Origin of the sequence: Serratia sp. LS-1, assembly GCF_003719595.1 — a bacterium.
Classification (GTDB): domain Bacteria; phylum Pseudomonadota; class Gammaproteobacteria; order Enterobacterales; family Enterobacteriaceae; genus Serratia; species Serratia ureilytica.
On sequence record NZ_CP033504.1, the window covers coordinates 4,317,232 to 4,334,200 of the forward strand.

The 16,969-nt window shown below is 60.4% G+C and carries 15 protein-coding genes and 1 riboswitch; of the genes, 8 read left to right on the top strand and 7 right to left on the bottom strand.

The genetic code is table 11. The features are described from left to right. Positions 1-32 precede the first annotated feature (32 nt). A riboswitch (cobalamin riboswitch) is annotated at positions 33-246 on the bottom strand. A 122-nt stretch (positions 247-368) separates the two neighbouring features. Beyond that, on the top strand, positions 369-1,472 hold the full coding sequence (gene trmA, locus EDY99_RS20595; protein ID WP_123062038.1) for a tRNA (uridine(54)-C5)-methyltransferase TrmA: 1,104 nt from the start codon (positions 369-371) through the stop codon (positions 1,470-1,472). A 34-nt stretch (positions 1,473-1,506) separates the two neighbouring features. Here trmA and EDY99_RS20600 read toward each other — a convergent pair whose 3' ends face one another. After that, positions 1,507-1,878, bottom strand: coding sequence for a YijD family membrane protein (locus tag EDY99_RS20600; protein ID WP_042785555.1), 372 nt, complete (start codon positions 1,876-1,878; stop codon positions 1,507-1,509). A 15-nt stretch (positions 1,879-1,893) separates the two neighbouring features. After that, positions 1,894-2,526, bottom strand: coding sequence for an HTH-type transcriptional repressor FabR (gene fabR / locus EDY99_RS20605; RefSeq protein ID WP_004931044.1), 633 nt, complete (start codon positions 2,524-2,526; stop codon positions 1,894-1,896). A gap of 218 nt (positions 2,527-2,744) precedes the next feature. Here fabR and sthA point away from each other — a divergent pair, with 218 nt between their 5' ends. Beyond that, entirely contained in the window at positions 2,745-4,142 is a 1,398-nt protein-coding gene (gene sthA, locus EDY99_RS20610) for a Si-specific NAD(P)(+) transhydrogenase (RefSeq protein WP_004931047.1), read from the top strand. Here the strand turns inward: sthA and oxyR are convergent. Next, the gene (gene oxyR / locus EDY99_RS20615; protein ID WP_033652202.1) at positions 4,125-5,042 is read right to left on the bottom strand and encodes a DNA-binding transcriptional regulator OxyR; all 918 of its coding nucleotides are present in this window, start codon (positions 5,040-5,042) and stop codon (positions 4,125-4,127) included. The genes sthA and oxyR overlap by 18 nt on opposite strands. Before the next feature lie 151 nt (positions 5,043-5,193). On the opposite strand from oxyR, the gene EDY99_RS20620 reads away from it, so the two are divergent. The 4 genes from EDY99_RS20620 (at position 5,194) to EDY99_RS20635 (ending at position 8,182) form a co-directional block, all read left to right on the top strand. Beyond that, positions 5,194-5,925, top strand: a complete 732-nt coding sequence (locus EDY99_RS20620) for a glutathione peroxidase (RefSeq protein ID WP_019452251.1) — start codon at positions 5,194-5,196, stop codon at positions 5,923-5,925. Positions 5,926-5,997: 72 nt separating this feature from the next. Next, positions 5,998-7,446: a dihydrolipoyl dehydrogenase gene (locus tag EDY99_RS20625; protein WP_123062039.1), complete on the top strand. Its 1,449-nt coding sequence runs from the start codon at positions 5,998-6,000 to the stop codon at positions 7,444-7,446. Between the two features lie 162 nt (positions 7,447-7,608). Next, positions 7,609-7,869 carry a toxin HicA gene (locus EDY99_RS20630; RefSeq protein WP_033652203.1) on the top strand — a complete coding sequence of 87 codons (261 nt, stop codon included), beginning with the start codon at positions 7,609-7,611 and terminating at the stop codon, positions 7,867-7,869. Then, complete coding sequence (locus EDY99_RS20635; protein ID WP_033652204.1) at positions 7,856-8,182, top strand: type II toxin-antitoxin system HicB family antitoxin; 327 nt, start codon at positions 7,856-7,858, stop codon at positions 8,180-8,182. The genes EDY99_RS20630 and EDY99_RS20635 overlap by 14 nt, the downstream gene beginning before the upstream one ends. 33 nt (positions 8,183-8,215) lie before the next feature. Here the strand turns inward: EDY99_RS20635 and argH are convergent, their stop codons facing one another. The 4 genes from argH to argC all read right to left on the bottom strand — a co-directional run bounded on the left by argH (position 8,216) and on the right by argC (position 12,703). Further along, positions 8,216-9,589, bottom strand: a complete 1,374-nt coding sequence (gene argH / locus EDY99_RS20640; RefSeq protein WP_123062040.1) for an argininosuccinate lyase — start codon at positions 9,587-9,589, stop codon at positions 8,216-8,218. A 69-nt stretch (positions 9,590-9,658) separates the two neighbouring features. Next, positions 9,659-10,879: an argininosuccinate synthase gene (locus EDY99_RS20645; protein WP_123062041.1), complete on the bottom strand. Its 1,221-nt coding sequence runs from the start codon at positions 10,877-10,879 to the stop codon at positions 9,659-9,661. 25 nt (positions 10,880-10,904) lie between these two features. Next, positions 10,905-11,678, bottom strand: a complete 774-nt coding sequence (gene argB, locus EDY99_RS20650; RefSeq protein ID WP_033645219.1) for an acetylglutamate kinase — start codon at positions 11,676-11,678, stop codon at positions 10,905-10,907. 20 nt (positions 11,679-11,698) lie between these two features. Next, on the bottom strand, positions 11,699-12,703 hold the full coding sequence (gene argC, locus EDY99_RS20655; RefSeq protein ID WP_047025846.1) for an N-acetyl-gamma-glutamyl-phosphate reductase: 1,005 nt from the start codon (positions 12,701-12,703) through the stop codon (positions 11,699-11,701). Between the two features lie 216 nt (positions 12,704-12,919). Between argC and argE the strand changes: the two genes are divergently transcribed. Both argE and ppc read left to right on the top strand, forming a co-directional pair. After that, positions 12,920-14,065 carry an acetylornithine deacetylase gene (gene argE / locus EDY99_RS20660; RefSeq protein ID WP_015379410.1) on the top strand — a complete coding sequence of 382 codons (1,146 nt, stop codon included), beginning with the start codon at positions 12,920-12,922 and terminating at the stop codon, positions 14,063-14,065. Between the two features lie 261 nt (positions 14,066-14,326). Next, complete coding sequence (gene ppc, locus EDY99_RS20665; protein WP_089195300.1) at positions 14,327-16,963, top strand: phosphoenolpyruvate carboxylase; 2,637 nt, start codon at positions 14,327-14,329, stop codon at positions 16,961-16,963. Positions 16,964-16,969: the final 6 nt, after the last annotated feature.

Genomic DNA, 16,969 nt, shown 5'->3' on the forward strand with positions numbered 1-16,969 from the left:
GGATCATGGCCGGTAGTTCGCGACGGCCACGGACATTGCGACGTAACACCGGCAGGTCTTCGGGCTTGGGATTTGCGGGCCGCAGGGCGCGACCGGCAACGGGCGATGACTTCCCATCCTGCAGTGGACAGTGTCTGCGTCGAAACGCTATCGCCGTGACTTCCCCTTACCGCTGCGCGTCAGCTCCGGATTCACACCGGATTCCCTTTTCACTCGCTGCTTGAGGCCGGACGGCAATGCTACGATCAATGCAAATAGATGTCTAGACTGCCATTAATGTTACAAATAATAAACGCGACAAAACTGGACTTCACGGGCTGATTCCCTACAATCCCCGCTGATCAAATTTGCCTGACGAGAAGAAACACATGACGCCCGAGAATTTGCCTATTGAACGTTACGATGACCAACTGGCGGAGAAAGTCGCCCGCCTGAAGACGTTGATGTCACCGTTCGCGGCGCCCGAGCCGGAAGTGTTCCGCTCGCCAGTCGACCACTACCGCATGCGCGCCGAATTCCGCATCTGGCACGACGCGGAAGACATGTATCACATCATTTTCGATCAGCAGACCAAGCAGCGTATTCGCGTCGATCAGTTCCCGGCGGCCAGCGAGCTGATCAACCGCCTGATGACCGCCCTGATCGCCGCGCTGAAACCGGAGCCGATCCTGCGCCACAAGCTGTTCCAGATAGATTATCTGTCGACGCGAAGCGGCAAAATCATCGCTTCGCTGCTGTATCACCGCAAGCTGGATGACGTTTGGCAACAGCGCGCCGAGCAGTTGCGCGACGAGCTGCGCGCGCAGGGTTTCGACCTGCAGCTGATCGGCCGAGCGTCGAAGACCAAGATCATGCTCGACCAGGATTATGTTGACGAAGTGCTGCCGGTCGCCGGCCGCGACATGATTTATCGCCAGGTGGAAAACAGCTTCACTCAGCCCAACGCGGCCATGAACGTGCAGATGCTGGAGTGGGCGTTGGCGGTCACCGCCGGTTCCAAAGGCGATTTGCTGGAGCTGTACTGTGGCAATGGCAACTTCTCGCTGGCGCTGGCGCGCAATTTCGAGCGCGTGCTGGCGACCGAGATCGCCAAACCGTCGGTGGCGGCGGCGCAGTACAACATCGCCGCCAACCATATCGACAATGTGCAGATCATCCGCATGGCGGCGGAAGACTTCACTCAGGCGATGAACGGAGTACGCGAATTCAACCGGTTGAAAGGCATCGATCTGAGCGGCTACAACTGCGAGACGATTTTCGTCGATCCGCCGCGCAGCGGGCTGGACGATGAAACGGTGAAGATGGTGCAGGCTTACCCGCGCATTCTGTATATTTCATGCAATCCGGAAACGTTGTGCGCCAACCTGGAAACGCTGCAGGCCACCCACCGGGTCAGCCGTCTGGCGCTGTTCGATCAGTTCCCTTATACCCATCACATGGAATGCGGCGTGTTGCTGGAAAAGCACCGCTGATATGACAGGGGCGCCGTGATGGCGCCCCGTTTCATTACGATTCTTGAGTCGGCACATCCGGCGCCTTGCGCGCCTTCAGTTTCATGCCGATCCACAGCACCAGCGCCACGCAGATCACCGACGGCAGGAAGTTGGAGCCGATCTGCGGATACTCGGCGCGCACGATGGCGCTGTACAGCAGCAGCCCCAGCAGGAAACAGGCCGCCGCCAGCTTCGGCATGCCATCCGGCATGGCGCGGTTCAGGTAACGCTGATGCAGGCAGTACACCGCCAGCACCAACGCGATCAGCGGGAAGATCGAAAACGGCACCACCGAGCTGAACAGCGCGGCAAAGGAACCGTTGATCGAAAGGCCGGCAATCAACGCCAGCAGTAAGGTGCCATTTTCACGGCCTGGTTTTTCCATCATTTTTTACCTTTTTTATACATGGGACACAGAAGCTTTTTCTTGTTCGCGACGATACCAGTAATACGCCCCTTTGGAGATCATCCGCAGTTGCAGCACCAGCCGTTCTTCCAGCTGCTGCCGCTGCTCGACGTCGATATCCAGCGCTTCCGCGCCGGCGCTGAACACGATGGTGACCATCGCTTCCGCCTGCGCTTCGGTAAAGCTGCGCGGCATGTGATTTTCCAACTCGAGGTAGTCCGCCAGTTCAGCGATGAAATGCTGGATCTCGCGCGCCACCGCCGCACGGAATGCCGCCGACGTGCCGGAGCGCTCGCGCAGCAGCAGGCGGAAGGCGTTCGGGTTGTTGCCGATAAACTCCATAAAGGTGGACACCGAGGTGCGGATCACGCTGCCGCCCTTGGCGATGCGTTGGCGCGCCTGGCGCATCAACTGACGCAGCATCAGGCCGCTTTCGTCCACCATGGTCAGCCCCAACTCGTCCACATCGCGGAAATGGCGATAAAACGACGTGGGCGCGATGCCCGCCTCACGTGAAACTTCCCGCAGGCTCAGACTGGCGAAGCTGCGTTCGGCGCTCAGCTGGCTGAAAGCGGCTTCGATCAGGGAACGACGAGTCCGTTCTTTTTGTTGTGCTCTGACGCCCATATGCATATCCGGATAGGTTCCATTTTCTCAGTCTAACGCCCTAGACTCGGCAATATAGCAAATTTTATTGCAACAGCATTTATACTAACGCGCTCTATCACACTTCCGCCCTGAGCCGATTGTGCTTTGACTCAAAAAGCCTAATGGTGATTGGGTGAGCAGCGCTATGATGTTAAGATACCGTTGTAATCTTGTATAAAAAAACAGGTCTCTCCTACATGCAACAGCACTATCAATTTGATGCCATTGTGATTGGCTCGGGCCCTGGTGGTGAAGGTGCCGCCATGGGGCTGGTGAAACAAGGCGCCCGCGTGGCCGTTATCGAACGGTACAATAACGTAGGCGGCGGATGTACCCATTGGGGCACCATCCCCTCCAAAGCCCTCCGCCACGCCGTCAGCCGCATTATCGAATTCAACCAGAACCCGCTTTACAACAACTCGCGCACGCTCAGCGCGACCTTCCCTGACATTTTACGCCACGCCGATAACGTCATCAGCCAGCAGACCCGAATGCGCCAAGGGTTCTATGAGCGGAACCAGTGCAAACTGTTCGCCGGCGACGCGCGCTTCATCGACGCCAACACCGTCAGCGTCAGCTACATGGACGGCACCCAGGACACCATCCGCGCCGATCACATCGTGATCGCCTGCGGCTCGCGTCCTTACCATCCGGCCAGCGTCGACTTCAACCATCCGCGCATCTACGACAGCGATTCCATTCTCGAGCTGAGCCATGAGCCGCGCCACGTGATCATTTACGGCGCCGGGGTGATCGGCTGCGAGTATGCGTCCATCTTCCGCGGCCTGAACGTCAAGGTCGATCTGATCAACACCCGCGATCGTCTGCTGGCGTTCCTCGATCAGGAGATGTCGGATTCGCTCTCTTACCACTTCTGGAACAACGGCGTGGTGATCCGCCACAACGAAGAATTCGAGAAGATCGAAGGCACCGAAGACGGCGTGATCGTGCACCTGAAGTCCGGCAAGAAGGTGAAAGCGGACTGCCTGCTGTACGCCAACGGCCGTACCGGCAACACCGATTCGCTGGGGTTGGAGAACGTCGGCCTGGAGTCGGACAGCCGCGGGCTGCTGAAAGTGAACAGCATGTATCAAACCGCGCTGTCGCACATTTATGCGGTCGGTGACGTGATCGGCTATCCGAGCCTGGCTTCCGCCGCCTACGATCAGGGCCGCATCGCCGCGCAAGCGATCGCCTCCGGCGAAGCCAGCGGTCACTTAATCGAAGATATCCCGACCGGCATCTACACCATTCCGGAAATCAGCTCCGTCGGCAAAACCGAGCAGGAACTGACCGCGATGAAGGTGCCGTATGAAGTGGGCCGCGCCCAGTTCAAGCATCTGGCGCGCGCGCAGATAGCCGGGATGAACGTCGGCAGCCTGAAGATCCTGTTCCATCGCGACACCCTGCAGATCCTTGGGATCCACTGCTTCGGCGAGCGTGCGGCGGAGATCATCCACATCGGCCAGGCGATCATGGAACAGAAAGGTGAAGGCAATACTATCGAGTATTTCGTTAATACGACCTTCAACTATCCGACCATGGCCGAAGCCTACCGGGTGGCGGCGCTAAACGGCTTAAACCGCCTGTTTTAACGCGCTGTCGATGTAGCCCTGCATGTGTTCGCGGATCGCCTCGGCCAGTTGCTCATAACGGCTGCGCAAAGGGGAGCCGGGGCGGTACACCAGCGCGATGGTGCGCTTCGGCTCCGGCTTGTAGCAATCCAGATAGCAGACGCCGTCGCGTTCGCGCTGCGGCGGTACCGCCAGTGACGGCAGCAGGGTAATGCCGCTGCCGGCCGCGACCATATTGCGCAGCGTTTCCAGACTGGTGGCGCGGAAGTGGGTATCTTCGTCCGCGCCCGCCTGGAAGCAGAAGCCCATCGCCTGATCGCGCAGGCAGTGGCCATCCTCCAGCATCAGCAGTTTCTCACCCGCCAAATCCGGCATCGGCACGCGCTCGCGCTGCGCCCACGGGTGATCGGAGTACACCGCCAGCTTCATCGGTTCATCGAACAAAGGCACTTCGATAAATGCCTCGGTTTCCTTCACCAATGCCAGAATGGCGCAGTCCAGTTTGCCGCTGTCGAGTTGCGCCAGCAGCTGATGGGTTTGCGCTTCGTGCAGGTACATTTCCAGTTTCGGGAACGTTTTGTGCAGCGTCGGGATGATCTGCGGCAGCAGATAAGGCCCCACGGTCGGGATCAGGCCGATGTGCAACGGTCCGGACATGGCTTCGCCCTGCTGGCTGGCCATCTCCTTCAATACTTTCACTTCTCGCAGCACGGTGCGCGCCTGCTCCACCAGCAACAGGCCCGCCTGGGTGAACAGCACCTTGCGGCTGGTGCGTTCGAGCAGCATGACGCCCAACTCGTCTTCCAGCTTGCGGATCTGCCCGCTCAGCGTGGGTTGGCTTACATGGCATGAATCGGCCGCGCGGCGGAAGTGCCGGTGCTCGGCCAAGGCGACCAGATACTCTAAATCACGAATATTCATTGTTTCCCTCCATTCCATGATAGCTCATGGCGATAGATAAGATAGCAATGAGCGATTAGATCTATCAAGCCCCAGCGACAATAATGTGTCCCAACGAAGCGATATCGCGCTAAATGCTAAAAATTACTTTTCCTAATTAAGGGGTTAATCAATGTTTACCAGTCAAGAAGGCAAGAAAGTTCCTCAGGTTACTTTCCACACCCGTCAGGGCGACCAATGGATTGATGTGACCACTGATGACCTGTTCAAAAACAAAACGGTCATCGTGTTCTCGTTGCCGGGCGCGTTCACGCCGACCTGCTCTTCGAGCCATCTGCCGCGCTACAACGAGCTGTCCAGCGTATTCAAACAGCACGGCGTCGACGGCATTCTGTGCGTCTCGGTGAACGACACCTTCGTGATGAACGCCTGGAAAGCCGATCAGCATGCGGAAAACATCACCTTCGTGCCGGACGGCAACGGTGAATTCACCAAAGGCATGAACATGCTGGTCGAGAAAGCGGATCTGGGCTTTGGCCCGCGTTCATGGCGTTACTCGATGCTGGTGCGCGACGGCGTGGTCGAGAAAATGTTCGTCGAACCGAACAAACCGGGCGACCCGTTTGAGGTGTCCGACGCAGACACCATGCTGAAATACCTGGCGCCGGAATTCAAAGTGCAAGAGTCGGTCTCCCTGTTCACCAAACCAGGCTGCCCATTCTGCGCCAAAGCCAAGCAGATGCTGCAAGAGCGCGGCATTCAGTATGAAGAGATTGTGCTGGGCAAAGACGCTACCACCGTCAGCCTGCGCGCCGTCAGCGGCCGCGCCACGGTGCCGCAGGTCTTCATCGGCGGCCGTCACATTGGCGGCAGCGACGATCTGGAAACATTCCTGTCAGCTTAATAAGTAATAACAAAGCCAACGTGAACTTTGGCGGGCTACGGCCCGCCCTTTTTTTACCTTTCAGGAGCGGATATGAAACTGTTGAACGTTGATGTCGCGGTCATCGGCGGCGGCACCGCAGGGCTCGGCGCCTATCGCGCGGCCAAACTGTCTACCCCCAGCGTGGTGATGATTGAAGGCGGGCCTTACGGCACCACCTGTGCGCGCGTTGGCTGCATGCCATCCAAATTACTGATCGCCGCCGCCGAAGCGGTGCATCAAATCGAACGTGCGCCGGGCTTTGGCGTGCACCCAACCGGCAAAACGCGTATCGACGGACGCGAGGTGATGGCGCGCGTCAAACGCGAACGCGATCGTTTCGTCGGCTTCGTGCTGGAAGGCGTGGACGAGATCCCGGCCGCCGACAAAATTCAGGGCTATGCCCGCTTTATCGACGACAACACGCTGCAGGTCGATGACCATACGCGCATCGTGGCGCAGCGCATCGTGATCGCCACCGGCTCTCGCCCCAGTTGGCCGGCGCCGTGGAATGAATTGGGCGATCGCCTGATCGTCAACGACGATCTGTTCAACTGGGATGACTTGCCGCAGTCCGTGGCGGTATTCGGCCCTGGCGTGATCGGGCTGGAGTTGGGGCAAGCGCTGCACCGCCTCGGCGTCGACACCAAGGTCTTCGGCATCGGCGGCGCCGTCGGGCCGCTGACCGACAGCGCCGTGCGCGATTACGCTGCGAAGGCGCTGGGGGAAGAATTCTACCTCGACGCCGACGTGAAAGTGGAGATGATGCAGCGCGAAGGCGACCGCGTATTTATCCGCTATCAGGATCTGCAGGGCCAGTCGCAGGAGATCCTGGTGGACTACGTGCTGGCCGCCACCGGCCGCCGCCCCAACGTCGATCGGCTGGGTCTTGAAAACACCGGCCTGCAGCTCGACGCTCGAGGCGTGCCGCTGGCCGACCGCCTGACGATGCAAACCAGCGTGCCGCATATCTTTATCGCCGGCGACGCCAGCAACCAACTGCCGCTGTTGCATGAGGCCAGCGATCAGGCACGCATCGCCGGCGCCAATGCCGGCAGCTTCCCGGAGATCAATCCGGGTCTGCGCCGCAGCGCGATTTCGGTGGTGTTCTCCGATCCGCAGATCGCCATGGTCGGCTCGACCTTCCGCGAGCTGAGCGAGAAGTTCAGCGCCTGCGGATGTTTTGAAGTGGGCAAGGTCTCGTTTGAGAATCAGGGCCGCTCGCGGGTGATGCTGCGCAACAAGGGCGTTCTGCACGTTTACTGCGAGCAAGGCACCGGCCGTTTCCTCGGCGCGGAAATGATCGGCCCGGACGCCGAACACATTGCGCACCTGTTAGCCTGGGCGCACCAACAGCAGATGACCGTCGATCAGATGCTGGACATGCCGTTCTATCATCCGGTGATTGAAGAAGGCTTGCGCACTGCGCTGCGCGACCTGCAGGCGAAGCTCAAACTCGGCACGGCCGAAATCGAGCGCTGTCAGCGCTGTCCGGGCGAATAACGCCTCCTTCTCCGTTCACACCTACCGGGCCTTCAGGCCCGGTTTTTTTGCGCAGCGCTTTCCAGATTTTCCTCCCTCCTCTTGCCTCACGGCCCTCCTGCGCTCATTTTTTATGCTTTGATATTGAAGTGATATCAATAATAATACTAAAATGGAGGCAACATGAACGAGATCAGGGATGACATCGCTGATTTGCAACAGCGGCAGAACAGCATCAAATTCGCCGAGTTAGCGAAAATCTGCGTGCGATGGTTTGGGCCGCCGCGCATAAACGGTAGCAGCCATCACGTTTATCGCATGCCCTGGCCAGGCGATCCGCGCATCAATATCCAACGCGGCAACAACGGCGCGGCCAAGGCATATCAGGTTAAGCAGGTCATCGCCGCACTGGCCAGAATGGAGGAAGAACATGGAAAAGCATGAACACTATACCTATCGCATCACCTGGTCAGCGCAAGACCGTGAATATGTCGGGCTGTGCGCCGAATTCCCCTCGTTGTCCTGGCTGGCCGCCACGCGTACCGGCGCATTGGAGGGTATCGAGAAAGTGGTGAGCGAAACGATCGCCGACATGCTGGCACAAGGCGAAACGCCGCCGCAGGCGTTGGCGGAGAAAAATTTCAGCGGCAAACTGGTGCTGCGCATGACGCCGGAACAGCATCGCCGGCTGGCGATCGGCGCGATGGAAGAAGGCGTGAGCCTGAACCGTTATCTCTGCGCACGCCTGGCGGGGTAAAGGTTCAAGGGCGGCGCCAGGCCGCCCTCGTCGTCAAGCCAAACGCTGTTTCGCTGCGGCGATGGCCGCGGCCACCTGCTGCGGCGCGACGCCGCCTTTGGCCGCACGTTTGTCCAGGCAGGATTGCAACGCCAGGATCGGATAGACGTCGTCGCCAATCGTCGCGCTGAACTGCTGCAAATCCGCCAGCGGCAGCGCTTCCAGCGGTTTGCCCTGGCGAATGGCTTCTACCACCGCCTCACCGACGATATGGTGCGCTTCGCGGAACGGCACGCCTTTGGCGACCAGGTAGTCCGCCAACTCGGTGGCATTCGCATAACCCTGCTCCGCCGCTTCCCGGCAGCGCGGGCGCTTAACCTGAATGCCGTCCAGCACCAGCGCCGCCATCTGCAGGCAGTCCATCCAGGTGTCGAGCGCGTCGAACAGCCCTTCTTTGTCTTCCTGCATGTCTTTGTTGTACGCCAGCGGCAGGCCTTTCAGCGTCATCATCATGCCGGTCAGCGCGCCCTGTACGCGGCCGCATTTGCCGCGGATCAGCTCCAGCGCGTCCGGGTTTTTCTTCTGCGGCATCAGCGAAGAGCCGGAGGTCACGCGGTCAGACAGCTCGACAAACGCCGCCTCGCCGCTGTTGAAGAAGATCAGATCTTCGGCGAAGCGCGACAGGTGCACCATGCTGATGGCGGCGTTGGACAGCAGCTCCAGCACGTGATCGCGATCGGATACGCTGTCCAGGCTGTTGCGGGTCGCCGAGGCAAAACCCAGCCAGCCGGCCAGCTGCTCGCGATCGATAGGATACGCGGTGCCGGCCAGCGCGCCGCTGCCCAGCGGGCTGACGTCCAGCCGTTTCAGGGTATCCTGCAGGCGGCTTTCATCGCGCGCCAGCATCTCGACATAGGCCAGGCACCAGTGCGCGAAAGTCACCGGCTGCGCGCGTTGCAGGTGGGTATACCCCGGCATCACCGCATCCTGGTTGGCTTCGGCGGTCTCCATCAGCGCCTGCTGCAGCTGGACGATCGCCTGATGCAGATCGCCGATCTGCTTTTTGCACCACAGCTTCAGATCGGTCGCGACCTGATCGTTGCGGCTGCGGCCGGTGTGCAGCTTCTTGCCCAAATCGCCGACCTTCTCGATCAGCTTCTGCTCCACCCAGCTGTGGATGTCTTCGGCATCGCTTTGGACGATCGCCAAAGGATCGGCCTGGACTTCCGTCAGCAAGGCATTCAGCGCCTGCTCCAGCTGCTGTTGCTCCGTTGCCGTCAACACGTTAACGGTCACCAGCGCCTTCGACCAGGCCACCGAGCCCACGATATCTTGCTCCGCCAGGCGATAATCGAACCGCAGTGAATCGTTGAGTTGCTTGAACCGCTGATCCGCCGCCTGAGTGAACCGTCCGCCCCAAAGTGCCATACCTTTACTCCTGAATTTTTATGCGAAAGGGCGCAGCATGCTGCGCCCTTGCAGAATCACGCCAATCGGTTATTTATTCTTTTTCTCGTTCAACGCGCGGATGCGTGAAGACAGAGAGAACAGGCGGATAAAGCCGCCCGCGTGGCTGTGATCGTAAACTTCGTCTTCGCCGAAGGTGGCGAACTCTTCGGAGTACAGGCTGTTGGCGGATTTTTTCTGGGTCGCCGTCACCTGGCCTTTGTACAGCTGCAGCACCACTTCACCGTTCACCTCTTCAGCCAATGCTTCGGCAGAGGCCTGCAGCGAGCGGCGCAGCGGCGCGAACCAACGGCCGTCGTACACCACATAGGACATCTCCAGGCCCAGCTGCTCGCGCCATTTGAAGCTGTCGCGATCCAGCACCAGCTGCTCGATGGCGCGCAGCGCCGCCACCATGATGGTGCCCCCCGGGGTCTCATAGCAGCCGCGGGATTTGATGCCCACCAGACGGTTTTCCACGATGTCGATACGGCCGACGCCGTGCTTGGCGCCCAGCGCGTTCAGGGTTTCCAGGCACTGGTACGGCGACAGCGCTTTACCGTTAACCGCCACGACGCGGCCTTTCTCGACGGTAACGGTCACCTGCTCAGGCTGGTCCGGCGCTTCCTGCGGATCGACGGTCCATACCCAGCAATCCTTGTTTGGCGCGTTCCACGGGCTTTCCAACACGCCGCCTTCGGTGGAGATGTGCCAGGCGTTCTCATCGCGGCTGTAGATTTTCTCCAGCGATGCGGTGGTCGGGATATTGCGCTCTTTCAGGTAATCCAGCAGCGCTTCACGGGAACGCAGGTTCCACTCGCGCCACGGCGCTACCACTTTCAGCTGCGGCGCCAGCGCGGTGTAGGTGGTTTCGAAACGCACCTGATCGTTGCCTTTGCCGGTCGCGCCGTGGCACAGCGCGTCTGCGCCCAGTTTCAACGCCAGCTCGACCTGCGCCTTGGCGATGATCGGCCGCGCCATCGAGGTACCCAGCAGATAGCTGCCCTCGTACAGGGCGCCGGTCTGCAGCACCGGATAAACGTAATCACGGATAAATTCTTCACGCAGATCGACCACGTGACATTCAGAGGCACCGGACTGCAGGGCTTTTTGCTCCACGCCTTCCAGATCGCTGCGCTCCTGGCCGATGTCCGCCACGAACGCCACCACTTCACAGCCGCCGTAGTTCTCTTTCAGCCATGGAATGATGGCCGAGGTATCCAGGCCGCCGGAGTACGCCAGAACGATTTTTTTGATGCCTTGGTTTTGCATGATCTATTCCTTTCTAATTCTAAAATTAAGCGAGGATCCGGGTGCCAATCGACACGCCGTTAAACAAAGCAGGAAGCTGATCGGCATGGCGCCAGCTGGCGATATCCACCGGGCGGCCGAGGGTGCGGGCAGCGTCGAGCGCCGCATTCACCTTCACCACCATACCATCGGTGATGATGCCTTGCGCGATCAGTTGTTCCGCTTTTTGCGCCGTCATTTCCGCAATGCGTTGGCCCTTGCCGTCGAGGATGCCGCTGACGTCCGACAGCAGGATAAGGTCCGCCCCCAGCGTCGCCGCCAGCGCCGTCGCCGCCTGATCGGCGTTCACATTCATTAACTGCCCTTCGGCGGTGATGCCGATGGAGCTGACAACCGGCAGGTAGCCGGCGCCCAGCAGGGTATTGAGCAGTGCGGGCGAACCGGGCTGCGCGTTGCCGACGTGGCCCAATGCCGGATCGAGCGGGGTCACGACCGCGCTGCCGCCGTCCGCCAGGCTCAGGCCGACGGCGTTGATTTGATGTTTAATCGCCCACGCCAGCAGCGTTTTGTTGGCGGTGCCGGCCAGCGCCCCGGTGATGATGTCGATCTGATCGGCCGGCGTGACCCGCAGGCCGTTCTTTTTCACCACCGGCAAAGCGAGCTGCTTCATCAGTTCGTCCACCACGCAGCCGCCGCCGTGCACGATCACCAGCGGGCGCTGGTGCTGCTGCCGATAGCTGTCCAACGCGGTAAACAGACGCTCCAGCGCTTCTTCACTGTCTAATAACACGCCACCTAACTTGATAATTAACGGGTTCATTGCTGTTTACTCACGCTGGTTTAAAGGAGTGATTGGGTTTCCGGGAAGCCGAAACGGATATTCAGGCATTGCACCGCCTGCGCCGCCGCGCCTTTCAGCAGATTGTCTTCCACCGCCACGGCGATCAGATGCTCGCCCTGCACCGCAAAACCGATGTCACAGAACGGCAGCCCCACCACCGATTTCAGCGCCGGCACGCCCTGGTCGTACAGCCGCACCAGCGGCTTGTCGTCATAGGCGGCATGATAGGCGGCCGCGACGTCCTGCGCGGTCACCCCGGCTTTCAGACGGCAGGTGATGGTTTCAAGGATGCCGCGCGGGAAATTGCCCAGGTGCGGCGTAAAGATGACCGGCACGCCGAGGTGCGCGGCGATCTCCGGCTGGTGCCGATGAGTGAAAATACCGTACGGCTGCAGGCTCACTTCGCAGAAGCTGGTGGTCATGCTGGCCTTGCGCCCGGCGCCGCTGACGCCGCTGGTGGCGTTGATCACCGGCCACTGGTCGAGGTTCAGCAGCTGTTTTTCGATCAACGGTTTCAGCGCCAGCTGCGCCGCCGTCGGGTAACAGCCCGGCACCGCGATCAGCTGCGCCTGTTTGATCTTGTCGCTCTGCCACTCCGCCAGGCCGTACACCGCCTGCTCCAGCAGAGCGCCATGCTGATGCTCGAAACCGTAGTACTGGCTATAAAAACCGGCGTCCTGCACGCGAAAGGCGCCGGACAGATCGAACACCACGCAGCCCGCCGCCAGGAAAGCCGGTGCGATATCGTGGCTGACTTCATGGGCGGTGGCGAGGAACACTACATCGATGCCCTGCGCCGCCTTGGCGACGTCGGTCAACGGCTGCAGCGGCAGATCGACGATGCCTTTCAACTGGGGATGGAGATCGGAAAGCAACTTTCCTGCATCTGCACTTTGCGCTGAAACCGCTAAAGCGGTTATGTTCATGTGTGGGTGGCGATTCAGGTAAGCCGTGAGCTCCGCTCCGGCGTAACCGCTGGCACCAACGATCAGCGTATTCAACATGTGGCCTTTCACCTTCTAAACTGACGTGCGGTCGCTTGCGACCCAGGTAACAGGGCTAGCCAGCGTTGTTGCGCCGTTCACCCACGGAGCCAGGCGTTGATGCTTTTATAAACATCCGGGCATCGGGTTCCCTTACGCTTCGGCTTACTGTATTTTTATTCAAAATAAATGCATGAATATTGATACTATCCTAACCTAAGGCTGTCAACAGTGAAGATGAAATTACCTCCATTTATTGAGCTGTACCGGGCGTTGATCGCCACTCCGTCAATCAGCGCCACCGATGCCGGCCTCGATCAGAGCAATGAGGCGTTAATCAACTTGCTGGCCGGATGGTTTGCCGACCTGGGCTTTCGCGTCGACGTACAGCCGGTGCCGGAGTCGCGCCACAAATTCAACCTGCTGGCCAGCATCGGCGAAGGCAGCGGCGGCCTGCTGCTGGCCGGGCACACCGATACGGTGCCTTACGACGAAGGCCGCTGGACGCGCGATCCCTTCACCCTGACCGAGCACGACAACAAGCTCTACGGGCTGGGCACCGCCGACATGAAAGGCTTCTTCGCCTTTATTCTGGATGCGGTGCGCGATATCGACGCGAGCAAGCTGACCAAGCCGTTGTACATTTTAGCCACCGCAGATGAAGAAACGACGATGGCCGGCGCGCGTTACTTCGCCGCCTCTACCGCCATTCGTCCGGATTTCGCCATCATCGGCGAGCCGACCTCGCTGCAGCCGGTGCGCGCGCACAAGGGCCACATGGCCAACGCCATTCGCATCGTCGGCCAGTCCGGCCACTCCAGCGATCCGGCGCGCGGCGTCAACGCCATCGATCTGATGCACGAGTCCATCGGCCGCCTGATGGAGCTGCGCAAGACCCTGCAGGAGCGCTACAACAACCCGGCGTTCGCCGTGCCTTATCCCACCATGAACTTCGGCCATATCAGCGGCGGCGACGCGGCCAACCGCATCTGCGCCTGTTGCGAACTGCACCTGGATATCCGCCCGCTGCCCGGCATGACGCTCGACAACATCAACGAACTGATGCATCAGGCGCTGGAGCCAGTGAGCCAACGCTGGCCGGGCCGCCTGACCATCGAAGAGCTGCACGCGTCGGTGCCGGGCTACGAATGCCCGACCGACCACCGCATGGTGGCGGTGATCGAGGAACTGCTGGGCACCCGCACGCAGGTGGTCAACTACTGCACCGAAGCGCCGTTTGTGCAACAGGTCTGCCCGACGTTGGTGCTCGGCCCCGGTTCCATCGATCAGGCCCACCAGCCGGACGAATACATCGACACCGCGTTTATCGAACCGACGCGCAAACTGTTGGGCCAGCTGGTCAATCACTTTTGCCGGCAATAAACCCGACATTTAACAGGGGAAATGCTTTATGCTTCCCCTAACTCAAAATAAGTAGAAAGCAGCGAAATAAGCCACGCTGATAACCCACGCGGCGTAATTAAATTTCAGAAAATGCGCCGATTTTGATGTTTTTTTGCTAAAAATAGTGTCAATTGACGATTGGACAGGAACGCGATGGGATCAGGCAGGCGGTCTGCGCCTGACGCGTGAAATTTATTTACAAGATAAAAATCATACATACAGAACTGGGTCAGGGGTTATATGAACGAACAATATTCGGCAATGCGCAGTAATGTCAGTATGCTCGGCAAATTGCTCGGCGATACCATCAAAGAAGCGCTGGGCGAGCATATTCTCGATCGCGTTGAGACCATCCGTAAGCTTTCCAAATCCTCACGCGCCGGCAACGAAGCGCATCGCCAGGAGCTGCTCTCCACCCTGCAGAACTTGTCCAACGACGAGCTGCTGCCGGTGGCGCGCGCCTTCAGCCAGTTCCTCAACCTGACCAACGTCGCCGAGCAGTACCACAGCATTTCGCCCAACGGCGAAGCCGCCAGCAACCCGGAAGCGCTGGCCCAACTGTTCAGCCGCCTCAAAGACAAAAAGCTCAGCGACAAAGAGCTGCAGCACGCGGTGTCGCAACTCTCCATCGAGCTGGTGCTGACGGCGCACCCGACGGAGATCACCCGCCGCACCCTGATCCACAAGCTGGTGGAGGTCAACACCTGCCTCAGCCAGCTCGATCACAACGATCTGGCCGACTACGAGCGCAACAAGATCATGCGCCGCCTGCGCCAGCTGGTAGCCCAGTCGTGGCACACCGATGAAATTCGCAAACACCGCCCTTCCCCGATCGACGAAGCCAAATGGGGTTTTGCCGTCGTGGAAAACAGCCTGTGGGAAGGCGTGCCGGCGTTCCTGCGCGAATTCAACGAACAGCTGGAAAACTCCATCGATTACAGCCTGCCGGTAGAAGCGGTGCCGGTGCGCTTCACCTCCTGGATGGGCGGCGACCGCGACGGCAACCCGAACGTCACCGCCGAAATTACCCGCCATGTGCTGCTGCTCAGCCGCTGGAAAGCCTGCGACCTGTTTACCCGCGACATCCAGGTGCTGGTCTCCGAGCTGTCGATGACCGAGTGCACCCCTGAGCTGCGCGCCCGCGCCGGCGGCGATGAGGTGCAGGAGCCTTACCGCGAAATCATGAAGCAGCTGCGCAGCCAGCTGATGAGTTCCCAGGCTTATCTTGAAGGTCGCCTGAAGGGCGAGCGCGTGCTGAAACCGCACGACCTGCTGGTGAACAACGAGCAGCTGTGGGAGCCACTGTATGCCTGCTACCAGTCGCTGCAGGCCTGCGGCATGGGCATCATCGCCAATGGTCAACTGCTGGATACCCTGCGCCGCGTGCGCTGCTTCGGCGTGCCGCTGGTGCGCATCGACGTGCGTCAGGAGAGCACCCGCCATACCGAAGCCATCGCCGAGCTGACCCGCTATCTGGGGCTGGGCGATTATGAAAGCTGGTCGGAAGCCGATAAACAGGCGTTCCTGGTCCGCGAACTGAACTCCAAACGCCCGCTGGTGCCGCTGAAATGGCAACCGAGCGCCGACACGCAGGAAGTGCTGGAAACCTGCCGGGTGATTGCCGAAGCGCCGCAGGGCTCGATCGCCGCCTATGTGATTTCGATGGCGCGCACGCCTTCCGACGTGCTGGCGGTGCACCTGCTGCTGAAAGAGGCCGGCTGCCCGTTCGCGCTGCCGGTCGCCCCGCTGTTCGAAACCCTCGACGACCTGAACAACGCCGACGACGTAATGACCCAGTTGCTGAACATCGACTGGTATCGCGGCTTCATCCAGGGCAAACAGATGGTGATGATCGGCTATTCCGACTCGGCGAAAGACGCCGGCGTGATGGCCGCTTCCTGGGCGCAGTACCGCGCGCAGGACGCGCTGATCAAAACCTGTGAAAAGGCCGGCGTGGCGCTGACGCTGTTCCACGGCCGCGGCGGTTCCATCGGCCGCGGCGGCGCTCCGGCGCATGCGGCGCTGCTGTCGCAGCCGCCGGGCAGCCTGAAGGGCGGCCTGCGCGTCACCGAACAGGGCGAGATGATCCGCTTCAAGTTCGGCCTGCCGGAAGTCACCATCAGCAGCCTGGCGCTGTATGCCGGCGCGATCCTCGAGGCCAACCTGCTGCCGCCGCCGGAACCGAAGAAAGAATGGCGGGCGCTGATGGACGACCTATCCGAGACCTCCTGCCGAATGTATCGCGGCTACGTGCGTGAAAACCCGGACTTCGTGCCTTACTTCCGCGCGGCCACGCCGGAGCTGGAGCTGGGCAAACTGCCGCTGGGCTCGCGCCCGGCCAAGCGCAAGCCGAACGGCGGCGTAGAGAGCCTGCGCGCCATTCCGTGGATCTTCGCCTGGACGCAGAACCGCCTGATGCTGCCGGCCTGGCTCGGCGCCGGCGCCGGATTGCAGGAAGCGGTGAAAGCCGGCAAACAGGCGGAGCTGGAGGCGATGTGTCGCGACTGGCCGTTCTTCTCCACCCGCATCGCCATGCTGGAAATGGTGTTCGCCAAAGCCGACCTGTGGCTGGCGGAATACTACGATCAGCGCCTGGTGGATAAATCGCTGTGGCCGCTGGGCCAACAGCTGCGCGATCAGCTGGAAAGCGACATCAAGGTGGTGCTGACCATCGCCAACGATGCGCACCTGATGGAAGACCTGCCGTGGATCGCCGAATCCATCGCGCTGCGCAACGTCTATACCGACCCGTTGAACGTCTTGCAGGCCGAATTGCTGCACCGTTCGCGCCAGCAGGAGCAGCCGGACGCCCGCGTGGAGCAGGCGCTGATGGTTACCATCGCCGGCGTCGCCGCCGGGATGCGCAACACCGGCTAGTGAGCC

Bases quoted from the DNA above. Each gene is read 5' to 3' on its own strand.
- trmA (WP_123062038.1), top strand. From the start codon at position 369: ATGACGCCCGAGAATTTGCCTATTGAACGTTACGATGACCAACTGGCG.
- EDY99_RS20600 (WP_042785555.1), bottom strand. From the start codon at position 1,878: ATGGAAAAACCAGGCCGTGAAAATGGCACCTTACTGCTGGCGTTGATT.
- EDY99_RS20645 (WP_123062041.1), bottom strand. From the start codon at position 10,879: ATGCAAAACCAAGGCATCAAAAAAATCGTTCTGGCGTACTCCGGCGGC.
- EDY99_RS20630 (WP_033652203.1), top strand. From the start codon at position 7,609: ATGAACGAGATCAGGGATGACATCGCTGATTTGCAACAGCGGCAGAAC.
- fabR (WP_004931044.1), bottom strand. From the start codon at position 2,526: ATGGGCGTCAGAGCACAACAAAAAGAACGGACTCGTCGTTCCCTGATC.
- EDY99_RS20625 (WP_123062039.1), top strand. From the start codon at position 5,998: ATGAAACTGTTGAACGTTGATGTCGCGGTCATCGGCGGCGGCACCGCA.
- argC (WP_047025846.1), bottom strand. From the start codon at position 12,703: ATGTTGAATACGCTGATCGTTGGTGCCAGCGGTTACGCCGGAGCGGAG.
- oxyR (WP_033652202.1), bottom strand. From the start codon at position 5,042: ATGAATATTCGTGATTTAGAGTATCTGGTCGCCTTGGCCGAGCACCGG.
- EDY99_RS20620 (WP_019452251.1), top strand. From the start codon at position 5,194: ATGTTTACCAGTCAAGAAGGCAAGAAAGTTCCTCAGGTTACTTTCCAC.
- ppc (WP_089195300.1), top strand. From the start codon at position 14,327: ATGAACGAACAATATTCGGCAATGCGCAGTAATGTCAGTATGCTCGGC.
- sthA (WP_004931047.1), top strand. From the start codon at position 2,745: ATGCAACAGCACTATCAATTTGATGCCATTGTGATTGGCTCGGGCCCT.
- argH (WP_123062040.1), bottom strand. From the start codon at position 9,589: ATGGCACTTTGGGGCGGACGGTTCACTCAGGCGGCGGATCAGCGGTTC.
- argE (WP_015379410.1), top strand. From the start codon at position 12,920: ATGAAATTACCTCCATTTATTGAGCTGTACCGGGCGTTGATCGCCACT.
- EDY99_RS20635 (WP_033652204.1), top strand. From the start codon at position 7,856: ATGGAAAAGCATGAACACTATACCTATCGCATCACCTGGTCAGCGCAA.
- argB (WP_033645219.1), bottom strand. From the start codon at position 11,678: ATGAACCCGTTAATTATCAAGTTAGGTGGCGTGTTATTAGACAGTGAA.